This window comes from Kolteria novifilia (assembly GCA_007748055.1).
Lineage (GTDB): Bacteria > Planctomycetota > Planctomycetia > Kolteriales > Kolteriaceae > Kolteria > Kolteria novifilia.
Genome location: CP036279.1, coordinates 1,690,834 through 1,703,776, shown reverse-complemented (window position 1 = coordinate 1,703,776; position 12,943 = coordinate 1,690,834). Strand labels below are relative to the sequence as shown.

Genomic DNA, 12,943 nt, shown 5'->3' with positions numbered 1-12,943 from the left:
CCCAGCAAAGGTCGTTGTCCCTCGACATCGCAATGGCCCTTTTTGGAGCACGACAGTTTGGTAGCCACAACCTCAACCGTTGCCGAGATTCTCGAGCGGGCTCGTCAAGGGGACGAACACGCCGCCTACGAGTTGGTCCGCCGCTACGAACCGCTCATTCGTCGAGCCATTCGCGTGCGCTTGGTCGACCGGCACCTATTGCGTCTGGTCGATCCGAGCGACATCGTTCAGTCGGTCTTTCAGAGTTTTTTCCAGCGACTCGTCGCTGGCGAGAAGGAGTTTGACGACTCGGAGAAGCTGGTCCGCTACCTGATTGGCATGACGCGCAATCGAGTCGCGTCGGAAGTCCGCTCCCATCGGCGCGATCGGCGCGACTATCGCCGGACCATCTCCCTTCACGACGAGAACAACGTCGCGAGCGAACGGATCATCACCCATCGGTCCCCTTCGGAGGAAGTGGTGACCACCGAACTGATGGGGCGCGTCAAGCGAACGCTCTCGCCCAGAGAGCACGAGCTGATCACCATGCGAACCGAAGGACATTCGTGGTCGGAGATTGCCGACCGTCTAGGGGGATCGCACGAAGCGCTCCGGAAGCAATTTACGCGGGTGCTCAAGCGAGTGCGCGGCGACTTGCAAGTCGCGGTGGGCGCCGCCACCTAGTGTCCTGATCGACAAGCTCGCCACATTGAATCTCGGCCCTCGGATCGTGCGGAAGATTGCCCAATCATAGGCGTCTTCCGCATGCCCACGGCCAGCGTGGGCATTGGCACCCAAGACTCTTTTCGTCAATGAATTCACCAATCAGGACACTAGGCTCCGTCTCAAAAATCGGCTCTGGCTTCGGCTGGCTAAGTTGCCGCGGGACTTTGTCGGTCTGCATCGACGAATCCAACGGATTCGCCTGTTTCGACCTCCTCGTCCCCCACCAACTCGCTGTGCCTCGGGCCGACGATCAACTTTTGAGACGAAGCCTAGCGGTCCATTGATCTAGGCGGGCCGAGGCGAGAACGAGCCGGTCGGGTCGTTCGACAGGTCCGTGGAACTCACGAGCGAGGACGAGCGCCCTTGGAAAGCCGGGGGCGACAACCAAGCGACGGGTTCGCCGCGATCTCCGGTCGGCCGAGGAACCAGGTTCGGTCAAGCGACCCAGCCTGTCACTCCTGTCCCGCCATCCGAACGATGACACTTCCCAGACCGAACGCGACCAAACTGATCAACACGACCGAACCGATCGTGACGCCCAGGAGCATCACTGTCGTCGACGTGGCATCGCGGAGAATCACGGTCCGGTCGCCGGTGATGATCATCCCGAAATAGGGCTCGTCCCCATCGCCGCGCAGCGGCAGTTTCCGCGCCATCACGATCTCGTCGCCGACATCGTAGGTCAGCAGTTCCGTCGACGGAGCGGGACCACTGAGAAACTCCCTGGCGCGATTGAACGTTTCCTCCGGCTCCGTCTCCTCGACAATGGTTCGCGAGGGGCCGCGGTGGCGAAAGACGATCTCTCCTTCCTCGTTGGTCATCGCGATCGACTCGTACAGAAACTCGGTGCCGAAGACGTCGGAGAAGCGTCTGTCGAGTTCGATCTTCAAGAGAAAGACTCCCTTGGTTTCGTCGTCGATCGCGATCGGAGTCCCCGCGTAGAACTCGTTGGGGCGATCCGCGCGATCGAACAGGATGCGCGAAAAGTAAACGCGACCCGACTCTCCGCCGGCGACTTTCCGCGCGAACTCCGCCCACCGGGCGAATCCGGGCAAGAGCTTCGTCACCGACGTCTCGTCGGTCAGGTTCCCCGAGGCGTCGAAGCCCAACACGATCGCCGAGGGATCTCGAGACGACATCATCGCCGCGGCGGTGTACTCCTTCCAGTGACCGATGAAGTTGCCGATGCCGACGATGGCGGCCGAATCACGCGAGAGCTTCTCTTCACCACCAAGGGCGGCAGGGAGTCCGGGCAACGTGGTGAGGTAGCGGACGTCCTTCTCGATCGCCGCGACGTTGTTTTTGAGGAGAACTTGCGCGGCATGCGTCTGCTCGTGCATCGCCGCGATGGCCTGATCGAGCATCGAACGACGATTGGCCCAAAGCGAAGTGACCACCACCGAGGCCGCGACGACCACCGCGAGCAAAATACCGGCGGCGGCGATCGACCGCTTCGGATTGGCGACCGCGCGGCGCGCGAACTTGCGGACGAAGGGCTCAGGGTAGACCGACACCGGCTCGCCCGCGAGCCAACGGTTCAGGTCTGTCGTCAGCTCCTCGGCGCTCTGGTAGCGCCGCGTGGGATCGGACGCCATCGCCTTGGCGCAGACGGCGTCCAACTCGAGCGGAACCGATTCATCGACCTCCCGCGCGCGCGGCGTCGGCCCGGCCGCCACCTCCGAATAAAACTCGTCCGGTCTTCGCGACGACATCCGCGAGTGTGGCGCGACTCCCGCGAGGACGTGAAACAGGATCGCCCCAAGTCCATAGATGTCGGTACGCTCGTCGATCAGCTCCGGTTGGCCCGAGGCCTGTTCGGGGGCCATCCAGAGAGGCGAGCCGATCCGCTGACCCGGTTGGGTCAGGTCAAGCTCCTCGGGTTGAAAGTCATAGTCCGACATGTCGCCCGCCGTTCCCGAGGATCTGGAAAGTCCCCAGTCGAGCAAAAAGACGCCGCCAAACTCGCCGAGCACGATGTTCGCCGGCTTGAGGTCGCGATGAATCACGTTCTTCGAGTGGGCATACGCGACGGCTTCCCCAATGCGCACCAGGAGGCGAACCAGCCGCTTTCGTTCCGAGCGCCACGCCTGGTCACTGCGATGGCTCGGGTGAGCGCGGGCGATCGTCTGCTGGAGCGTCGCCCCCTTGAGGAATCGCATGACATAGAACGGCGGCCCATGTCCCTCGGAGACCTGGTAGACCGGGACGATGTTGGGATGTTCCAGGCGCGCGGTGACCTTGCCTTCGGCGAGAAACCGTTGGACGAGCAACGGGTTGTCCGCCCGGTCGCTTCGGACGCGTTTGATGGCGACCACGCGGCCGGTCGCGGTTTCGCGAGCGCGAAAGACGGATCCGAGTCCTCCTTCCGCGTGAAGAACCTCGTCCATGAAGGGGGGCGACGTGACAGGAGATGGAATAGCCGGCTTCGAACCGCCGGGATTGGGAGACGCATCGGGTGTCGAGACGGTGTCATCCCATAGGGCTTGGCGTCTGACGATCTCCAGTACGCCCGAATCGTCCACCTCGCCCGCCAGTTCCTCGGCCGCGACCCGAATCATGTCCTGTATCTTCTTGCGACCCGCTTCCTCGAGCCGGTCGGCGAGCATTTGCTCGAACTGAGCCAGATCTTCCGGGGCGAGACGTTCCTGGGCGAGGAGCTGACGCGATAGTGGTTCGCGATCTGAACGACGACCATCGAAGTGGCGTTTGAATTCGGCCGCGTCAATCAGCCCACGACCGAGGACGGCGAGTCCGAAGAGGAACTCTTGGTCGTCCCGCGGGTCCTGATCGTCCGTCTCGTCCGTCTCGTCCGTCTCGTTCGTTGCCAAGTGCCACTAGCCTCGCAACCAGCGATCCCATTGCCCCCCTTGGGAGTCCTCCCCTCGCACGGGGCGTTCAGGAACCCCGGAAAGGGAATTCGCGACCCAGCTTTGAAAGTTATGGAATTGATCGCGCCGCTTCCGCTCGGTCTCCTCGCTCGGCGCGGCGTCGGTCGGCTCGGGCTTCTCCGCGCTGGTGTCGAGTTCCTTGGGCCGGTCGCTCTCCATGAGACTCATCCCTGGCGGAAGTCCCACGGAAAGGGATGCGTAAACCCAATCGGGAAACTCCTCTTGCTCGGGTTCGTCCTTGGCGACTTCTTCCGTCTCGACGAAGGCCTGGGTCCAATCGCGCGTCGGCGGCCCTTGGGGAAGTTGCAACTCGATCGCGGCGACCTCGTCGAGGAACGATCGAACCTTCGTGACTTCCTCCGCCTTTCGCGACTGCTCCAAGAAACCACTCGCGTCGGCGGGGAGTTCCATCGCCCGGACCTCGGGGCTCTCGAGCCCCGCTCGAGGTAGATCCGGCATGTCGATCTCGCCGAATCCACGAATGACCTTCGCCACTTTGGCGTCGATCTCTTCGCAGAACCGCGCGTGCTGAGCCGGTTCCATCACTTGAGCCATTTTCGGCTTCATGGCGAGCAGCTGGAGGAGCTGCCGCTTGACCACCTCGGCATCGGGAAGCATTCATTCCCCTCCCTTGATGGGTACGTTGTTCCTGTCCGCGATCATCCATCCCCAGCCGGCGTCGTCGGCCACCCACTCCTACCTCGGGAAACATCCCACCCCAGCGCCAAGACGCGGAGCGACGCTTCGTCCTCCTCGCCATCACGGCAGGCATCCAAGGCGAGCGCGACCGAGATCGAGGTGGCGACCCCTCGGGCCGGAAAGTTCTGCGGAAGATGGTCCATCGCCGCTGGCAGCGGCAAATCGAGGTAGCCGGCAGCGCGGGCGAGCCAACAGAAGGGGCTCTTCGACGGGCATCGCGATCCCCAACGACTGGCGGCCCGAGCACGTTCGGCTTCCGGCTCGATCACCCACGCGATCGACGCCTGTAGCGCGTTCAGTTCGGTTTCACTGGGCGCCTCCGAAGCGAGCAAGTCCGAAAGAACGAGACAACCCCACCACACCGCGCACCGCCGCGGCAACGCGAACGCCAAGAACGTGATCGCGTCCTGATACAACTTCTCGTTGATGAGCGTTTGCAGGTACTCGCCACGACGCTGCCCTGCTCGCAGCCGTTCCTTGGCGACGGGACTCAGCGCGATGACAACGCTATTGACGACATCGCTGGCCGTGGGCGCCTTCTTCGCGGACTCGAAGACGATGTCCATGGTGATCCTCCCGCGCTTGCTAGGTCGGCGGCGTCATCCGCACCCGGATTCCTGGAATGCCGGAACCAACTGACTACTCACTCATTCGCCAGAATGCTCCAGTTCGTCTGTAGCGAGGTACTGTCCGCGACGAGACTACCGGCCCGTGCCCTGATACTGGCGTAGTCGATATCCGACACGTTCGATGTTGTCTCGGAAACGCTCGTATTCAACTCCGAGACGTTGCTGCTCAGCCGGCCGACGTTGACGTCGATCTCGTCGACGATGACGTTGGTCTCCGCGACGCCGCCGACGATGTGTTGGTTCTTGATATCGAGCTTCATGTTCGAAAAAATGTTGACCGCGCCGACGAGAATCACGTTGAACTGGAAGCCAACGAAAACCACACCTAGCGGTTTGAGTTCGGTGTGAATCATCCAGTAGTCGGTCGTCATCCCGACAATGCGGATCGTCGTGTCGAGGTCACCCATCTGGTATGTCGTCGCGACGTGGAACTTGGTCCACTTGCTCTGTTTCGAAGACTGCTCGTTGACGGTGTAGTCTCCTTCCACCGTCAGCGTGTAGTTCTTTTTGATCGTCTCGGTCACCTCCCCACCCGTCACTTTGAGTTGGTAGAGCGGATCGTCGCTCTCCTGCTCCTGCTGGACGGTCAGCTCGTAAAGCGTATTCTCGTCCCCCGCCGTCGTGTCGGTCACTGTCGTGAGGTACTGGCCCGAGACATTGACCTCGTACCCACTCGCGTAGGTCACATCGTTGTCCGGCCCCACCAATTTCGACGGTGCGAGCGCTGAGTCGTCTCCAGAATTCGAGCGACTCGGAACGCGGGCGATGGCCTCACCGATTCCACCACCGAGAGTCGAGACCTCGGGAACGTCGAATCCGATGTTGAGCGTGTGACGCCGACCGACGTTCTCGAACCGGTCGGTTTCGGCGCGAATGTGCAAGTCCCTCTCCGCGTGAAGGCGGACGAGTTCGTTCCCCAAGGTATCGTCGAAGAGCAGTTCACTTACGCCATCGCTCTCGCCCGCGATTGTTTGGGTGCGAAACCCGGAGAGCGATCGCTCCGCGGGGAGGTTGAATGGGGGTCGCTGCTCGGCGTTGTAAAGACTCCCGACAATCACCGGGCAATCGGGGTCGCCGTCGAGAAAGGAGACCAACACTTCCTGTCCGAGTCGTGGCAGCGTCATGCTGCCGAACCCCTTCCCGGCCGACGGCTGCGCCACCCGGACCCAAGCGGTTGACTGCCCCTCTTGCATCCAGTGAAAACGAATCCGAACTCGAGCATGTTCCTCGGTGAAGACTTGGTCGTAGCCCTCCTCGTCTCCCGAGGAGCCGATGACCGTCGCCGACTGCGTCCCCTGGATCCGCGGACGCGGGGTGGAGACTTCGGGACGAAAGGTCATCCCGGCGGGAATCACCCGAAAACGATTGCGATAGGCGTCGTGCCCGCCGTCCGAATCCTTCCGAAGGGACTCCCCATCGCGTTCGAGTAGTTGATGGTTGATCTCGGTGACGAGATACGATCCCTCCGCCGAAGGATAACCCGAGAAGTCGAACGTATGCCCCGTCAGCAACGTAGAAACGTTCGATTCCGCGCGGATCGTGATCGACTCAACCGCGTAGCGCTCGCTCTCGATCGTCGCGAGCGATTCGGCAAGTTCGCCCATCGGCCCCGAATCGGCGTTGGTCGCGAAGGGCTCAAATCGATTCGCCAGCCGGGAATCGAAGCGGCGCGTGCGAAGATCCCCCAACTTGGACACCGTATCGAGCGCGAGGGTTTCGCCTCCCACGACTTGTGACGGCGGCATATCCGCCGACCCCTTGAACGTCGATCGTGGTTGATACTGAAAGGAGCGATCCCGAAGGGTGACCCCAGCGGGTCGCAACGTCTGCGAGCGGCTCCACCTCCAAATCGAGCTGGTCTGGTCAATTGTTCTCATCGGTTGATAGCGGAGCGTCGTCCCATCGCTCGGTTTGGGAACGTTCGTCGCGTTTCCCAGGACCATCACGTGGCTGTCGGCCTCGTGCCAGAAGAAGTAGAATACTCCCGCCGCTTCCAGTAGCCGAGAGACGAACTCCAGGTCGGTCTCCTCATACTGCACGCAGTACTGATAGGGCGTGGCGACGGCGGCGACCTCCTTGTTCACCCGGTTCGTCTTGAGGGAGAACTCGCTGCCAAAGGCGCCGCGATAGTCCTCGAACACCGTTGAGACGATGTCGAGCACCGACGCGTTCTGAAAGACGCGGTAGGTCGAGTTGAGCCCCAGCAGCGAAAGCTTCGGCGCGAGCCGCATCCGGTAGTACACGTATTGGGAGTCGAAACCGACCTCCTCGAAGGTGGAGGTCATGCCATGAAGATGGCGTTTCGTCTTCGGGCCTTCCGAGGGAGTCGACTCAACGTCGATGCACGCCCACTTGCCGAGTAGCTTCGCCACGTCGACCTCGTCGCGACGATCAAACTCGACCGCGACCGCGACATCGAAATCAAACGGCCGCGAGATCGCTTCGGTTCCTTCGAAGCTCGTTAGTCGCAAGAGATCTTCGCCGAGCGGCGTGCGGAGCGTGAACTGCGATGGACAGAGTTTCATCGTCCCCTACCTCCCTTGGACATCCACGGACCCCGCGTGCCGAGTGGCGCAAACGTGGTGGTCGTGTGTTCCCTCGCTCTTCGCGCCTGCTTCGACGATGCCCCGCGCCGGCCGGACGAGAGCGGCTCAGCGGAGAAGCACCCGAAACTAGTACGTCGCGATCACACGGGAATCATGGCCCCTTTCCGCCAGGTGCGGTTCTAGCGGGCCAGTGGTGACAGGCAAATGATCGCGGCTCGCGGCCTTCTCATCGCGCCCTCAGCCTCATCTCCCCGAGAGGTGTCGGCAAGCCACCTTGGATTTGCTCGTTGAAGAGTTCGCCGCCTGAAGCGATCATGAGTCGGAAGTGATGCGATCTCGATACCAGTGCTCCGACAAACACCCGCGGCTCCACTCTCCCTCTTGGGCTCACCGCCAACCGACCACCAATGATCAACTACGCCCGGCAGGACTCGAACCTGCAACCAAGGGATTATGAGTCGTTCCTGACCTATTGTCTGCCTTCAGGTTGACTCAAGTGTGCCCGAGTTTCTCGGGACTCGGGCACACTCATTCTTTACCCATTCTGCACTCAATTGTTAGGAAGATGTCACTGACGTGGCGCTTCGCATCCCAACGATTTCGGCCTCCCGGCTCAACCAGCTGGACTGAGTTGCTGTCCATCCGACGCTCTTGACCATGCACGGCTTCCCTTTACAACGATTGATGCACGAGGTTTCCAACAGGCTACTTCATGACTCCGCGATCCTATCAGCGATTCGTCGTTGTCGGCCATAGCCGCACGGGGTGGCATTTGCTGCGGACCGCGCTTAGGGAACATCCCAATGTCGCCTGCCATCACGAACCATTTCACGACCGCAATCCACAAGCCTTTCCGCACAGCACACCTGCCGACATCGTCCTTGCAGAGCACCTTTTCACCCACTACCCCGGGAACATCCATGCGGTCGGCTTCAAGATCCAATATGAGCAGCCGGTGTATAACCCCTGGTGGCAGTCCATTTGGAGGCTGCTCCGCGCGGATACTGAGATCAAGCTCATCCACCTCAAGCGGACCAACCTCCTCGCACGGTTGCTTTCCGAGTGCAACGCCCTTCGGACGAATCGCTGGTTCGTCGAAGCCGGGACTCGGCCGCCCATCCCGCCGCCGGTGACCCTCGATCCGCAGCGTTGCCGAGAAAGTTTCGAATGGACCAAGCGTCAGGAGAAGCTCGTCGAGGAGTTCTTCAAGGACCACGAGATGATGGAGATCGACTTCGAGGATCTCGTCGCCGATGTGCCGGACACGCTCGGCAGGGTCCAGGAGTACCTTGGTGTTCCAGTGGTTTCGATCGCACCGGGGACGCAGCGGATAGAGAAGCGGCCTCTCGCGGAAGCGATCGTGAACTACAAGGAACTCAAGCGAGCGTTCCAGGACAGCGAGTGGGCGACGTTCTTCGAGGATTAGCGATCATGTCCTCGCGATGAGCGACTCCATGTGTTCGGCCAGGTGGATGCCGGAAGCTTCGTAGTCCCAGTCGCGGTACTTCTCGGCGATGCGCTCGGCGCCCGCGGTGTACTCGTCGGAGCCGAGGATCATCTCCATCTTGCGGAAGATGTCGTTGGGTTCGGTTCCCGAGACGACCAGGCCGGCTCCCCGCTCGACGATGGGGGCGGCGCACATCTCTTGTTCGAGACTCAAGGGGAAGTTGAGGACCGGCTTGCCGCCAAGGACAAACGCGGCCATCGTCGCGTGATTCGCGTTGAGGATCGCGAAGTGGCAGTCGCGCCGGGCTTGGGCGATGTCGACGCGCTCTTGCTGGAAGTGGAGCGTTCGCGAGGCGTACTTCTGCTGGATCGAAGTGGAGATGCCGTCGGGATGGATGACGGTCGGAAGCTCGAGCTTATTGAGGAGTTCCAAGAGCGTGGGGAGCGACGCAAAGGGTTTCAGGTAGCCGAAGACCCTGCGGCGATCGCCGGGTGGCCAGGCGGGAGGAGCGCCCGCGACCAGCGGCGAAAGCCCCCAGTAGGTGGCGCCCGCGCGATCTTGGTAGTGGTCCATTTCCTGGAAGGTGATGAGGATCCGATCGTCAAGATCTGCGTAGAGCTGGGCGAGGTACTCGAGCGGCGGACTGCCGAAGCGGTCGAGGACCTCGTTGGCGTTGGAGAGGAGTCGGGTCTCGTCGGCGAGGAGTTCCTCGGGCGAGTGCGGCAGGCGCGGTTCGAGGATGGGAAAGGGGGCGACGGCGATCGGACAACTAAAGCCCGCGCCGATGGTGGCTCGCTTGGCGGGGAGACCGCGAAGAGCGAGCAGAGCCGTCGGGCTGTGATCGCAGATGACGAGATCGGGCTTGATGAGTTCGAAGAGATTGCGCCAGGCGGCGACGAGGGAGAAGAGTTCGCCGGGGTGGTCGAATCCGACGTTGTTCAGGATATGGGCGAAGGTGACGGTCTTCTCGATGGGATGCGTGGGTGGACTGCACTTGAAGGGTGCCTGCAGGTAGCGAACGCCGAGGCCGCCGAAGACCTTCTCCATCGCCTGCAGGTTTCGCGAGGCGAAGAAGACCTCATCTCCCCGTTCGCGCAGCGCCTCCACTGTCCGCCGATGCGGCAACAAGTGCCCCAGCCCCCGTCCGAGTTCCCAGGTGAAGAGGATGCGTGACATTTGTTACCTTGTGGGAAGCGAATGCCTTCGAGGGCGAGCCGTGCGCACCGCCCACGATACTCTCTTCACGGTCACCGAGGTCGTTCTGCCTGGAGTTGCTATCCAGAGGGCCAGGTTACGACAAGTCCATCGAACAACGATTGTCAGAACCTGGCAACTGCGTTCGGGGACCACCATAAAGATTAACGTTCCGCCTGCGAAGTGGTAGTGTCGATAGTCGCTCATCGTCCACACCTGCCAGGCGATCGCCCACATAGACATGACTCTCTTCTCTGATTGCCGAACAGCTTGCGATACAACAGCGTGGTGGGTCAAGACCCACCCTGCTTGGCTAGCGGCATGTTCGGCTATTGACATTATGTTGGCCCTAGAGGAAAAGAATCGTGTAGGTCAGAATCACTGGCATGAAAAAGAGAAGAACAGGGACCGGTCGCACAAGAGCCCAACACTCTTTTCAGCGGGCGAAGAACCGGACTCACATTTCCGCGTCTACCACTACGGGAAGTTGCCTAATAGGGAACTCGAACACCGTCCCCCATCCGGATCAAGAGTCAATCTTCACCGCTTTTGCTTGCCATGGCGCGACGAACATCCGCTCGAATCTGCTCACTAACCTCACTATCGGGTCGAAGTATCATCTCCTCTGTGGCGTGCGAGGGCCACTTAACCCCATGCAAATCCGCCAAGAGCTGCCAAGCACGCTCTCGCGGAGTATCTGGCGTGGAATTCGCCTCCGCAATCTCTAGAAGTTCTAATGCTATCGATTCATCCTCCTTCGCACTATCACCAAGAAGCACGATAGCGGTTGATTGGATGGGCCGATCCAGGTCATCACGTTCTCTTTCGTCACCTTGTCGCGCGATTCGCTTTACTATTGAGCGGAGAACGTCGTGTTGCTCATGTATTCTAAACAGCGTATAGAGAGCGACGGCCACGACCATTGAGTCATCATGGGCCAAGAAGGGCCACAAGATTCGATCGTCACCAGGCACAGGGTTTCGGCGCAAATCGACAATGGCATTGTGCACCGCAGTATATGATTGCTTCTCGCAATCTCCCAACACTTGCAATGCACGATTTCGTATCTCATACTGATCTGTCACCGGGCCAATTCTCCGAGGATGTTTTCCGCGTTGTCAAGCAGATTCGACAATTCCCCAAGTTCCCCTTCAATGATCGCTCTGTTTGCCTTCGACAAATTCCGATCACTCAAGTGCTTTTTGATGTTAACAATATGTCTCTTTGCTGATGCCATATCGTTTCTCGTTTCTGTAAGGTGATCATACGGAACTCCACTTTCTTTGCGGCTCACGACTTCGCCTGCTTTCTCCCTCGCGGCAGACTTCACATGTCTTGGATCTAGAGAGTGTTTATAGTTGTCAACTCTTCGCACATATCTTCCATAGGAAGTTGTAATGTAGCTATTATGCACCAAGGCCCCAACGGTGCCCACACGATAGACGTGCTCGTTGTGGACTTCGAGGTTGTAGACGGTGTCGTTACCGGGACGGGAGGTGACCGAGGCGACGGTGGTGCGGCCGTGGAGGGTGTCGAGGGTCTCGCCGCGGCGAAGCTGACCAGCGGGGACGAATTGCTTGCGGTCGACGGACCAGTAGCGGTGGTTGTCGGTGACGCCGGTGGCTTCGGATTGGTTGGCGAGGCGGAGATCGACGATGTTGCCGGCGGCTTGGTGGATGAAGCGGCCGGTGACGACGTTGCCGTCGCCGGGCTTGATCTCCGGACAGGGAGCGATGGCGGTGATGACGGCGGGGCCGTGAGCCCCCATCTCCTCCAGGTCGAGATGAATCGTGTCGCCGACCGTAGCCTCTTGAGCCTCGAGCCACGCCAAGGGCCGCAACAGCTCGATATCGAGACGGCCGCCGTTGCCTTTCGTCATCCAAAGCGTGACGTGCCGCCATGTCTTGGAATCGGGCTCGGCCGTGGGTTCGACTTCGCTTCGGTCGGGATTCGTGCCGACGACACGGTCGCCGAGAGCGACCTCCTCGATCGCTTTCGTCGGTAGCTTCTCGGGCGTGACCGCCGCGACCGCCAGCGATGCGGTGTGGTTGGCGCTGGTGGGCTGCGGGCTTCGGATGCCGGCGAAGAAGAGTGAGCCCGCGAGCGCCAGGCAGAAGGCGACCCACGCGAAACGTCCTCGACCCCTCTTCGGACGTTCGAGCGTCTTTGCCGATGCACCGTCGTTCATGGACTGCTCCTGGTTCTCGTGAGTCTCTCTAGCCATGGGCGGTTTGTCAAGAAGGGTCACCGCTGCCTTGGTTCGGACTGGTTCGGTGCAAGGGGCCCGTTCGCCATGCCATGAAGCCTCGTCGTCAATGTCCTCCTCCCACGCGAAGACGTCGTCATGCCGCGAGATTCGTTCCGCGACATCCCTGGCGCATCAATCCACTTCGTTTTGCAGTTCCAAGAGCTGATCATCAGGATCCCAGAACTGAATACGATACTTAGCAAGGCCCAGCTTTGTCACAATCTTCGACAGAATGTTAACCCATCTTTGTTCCAATTCCAGAATCTTGGCATCGAAGACGTCGTCATCCAGGCCAGATTCAGCCAGCCTGTCATATTCTTCAAGCAGATTGTCGAATACAATCTGGCAACCAGAATCTTCGATTCTATTTGGGTTTGAAAGGGACGATGGGAACACAATGATTCGCCCCGAATCAGGCCAAAGTTCAACCCGAAGATAATCCCAAGAAACATTGCGGTTTTCCGGAATGATCACCTCTAGGATATGCGTGCATAGCTCCACCATGGCGTCCTCGATCGGTTCGCCTGCGTTGACGGTTGCGACAGTGTAGTTGTTCTTAAGGCGTTCCCACTCCATAGTTCTCCCTT

At 60.4% G+C, this 12,943-nt stretch carries 9 protein-coding genes; 2 read left to right on the top strand and 7 right to left on the bottom strand.

The features are described from left to right. Nucleotides 1-57: 57 nt before the first annotated feature. Complete coding sequence (locus tag Pan216_RS06305) at nucleotides 58-663, top strand: RNA polymerase sigma factor (RefSeq protein ID WP_419193326.1); 606 nt, start codon at nucleotides 58-60, stop codon at nucleotides 661-663. A 494-nt stretch (nucleotides 664-1,157) separates the two neighbouring features. On the opposite strand, the gene Pan216_RS06300 is transcribed toward Pan216_RS06305, so the two are convergent. The 4 genes from Pan216_RS06300 to Pan216_RS06285 all read right to left on the bottom strand — a co-directional run bounded on the left by Pan216_RS06300 (nucleotide 1,158) and on the right by Pan216_RS06285 (nucleotide 7,446). Then, entirely contained in the window at nucleotides 1,158-3,533 is a 2,376-nt protein-coding gene (locus tag Pan216_RS06300; RefSeq protein WP_145256357.1) for a serine/threonine-protein kinase, read from the bottom strand. A gap of 6 nt (nucleotides 3,534-3,539) precedes the next feature. Beyond that, complete coding sequence (locus tag Pan216_RS06295; protein WP_145256355.1) at nucleotides 3,540-4,211, bottom strand: hypothetical protein; 672 nt, start codon at nucleotides 4,209-4,211, stop codon at nucleotides 3,540-3,542. A gap of 41 nt (nucleotides 4,212-4,252) precedes the next feature. Beyond that, a complete protein-coding gene (locus Pan216_RS06290) occupies nucleotides 4,253-4,858 on the bottom strand; it encodes a DUF6931 family protein (RefSeq protein ID WP_145256352.1) in 606 nt (201 codons plus the stop codon). 77 nt (nucleotides 4,859-4,935) lie between these two features. Next, nucleotides 4,936-7,446, bottom strand: a complete 2,511-nt coding sequence (locus Pan216_RS06285) for a type VI secretion system Vgr family protein (protein WP_145256349.1) — start codon at nucleotides 7,444-7,446, stop codon at nucleotides 4,936-4,938. Nucleotides 7,447-8,179: 733 nt separating this feature from the next. Between Pan216_RS06285 and Pan216_RS06280 the strand changes: the two genes are divergently transcribed. Next, nucleotides 8,180-8,893, top strand: a complete 714-nt coding sequence (locus Pan216_RS06280) for a sulfotransferase (RefSeq protein ID WP_145256346.1) — start codon at nucleotides 8,180-8,182, stop codon at nucleotides 8,891-8,893. Between the two features lie 3 nt (nucleotides 8,894-8,896). On the opposite strand, the gene Pan216_RS06275 is transcribed toward Pan216_RS06280, so the two are convergent. From Pan216_RS06275 to Pan216_RS06265, 3 genes are all read right to left on the bottom strand, one after another. Further along, nucleotides 8,897-10,090, bottom strand: coding sequence for a glycosyltransferase family protein (locus Pan216_RS06275; RefSeq protein ID WP_145256343.1), 1,194 nt, complete (start codon nucleotides 10,088-10,090; stop codon nucleotides 8,897-8,899). Between the two features lie 1,099 nt (nucleotides 10,091-11,189). Next, the gene (locus Pan216_RS06270) at nucleotides 11,190-12,296 is read right to left on the bottom strand and encodes a polymorphic toxin type 28 domain-containing protein (protein WP_419193325.1); all 1,107 of its coding nucleotides are present in this window, start codon (nucleotides 12,294-12,296) and stop codon (nucleotides 11,190-11,192) included. Nucleotides 12,297-12,488: 192 nt separating this feature from the next. Beyond that, a complete protein-coding gene (locus Pan216_RS06265; protein ID WP_145256337.1) occupies nucleotides 12,489-12,932 on the bottom strand; it encodes a hypothetical protein in 444 nt (147 codons plus the stop codon). Nucleotides 12,933-12,943 lie beyond the last annotated feature (11 nt).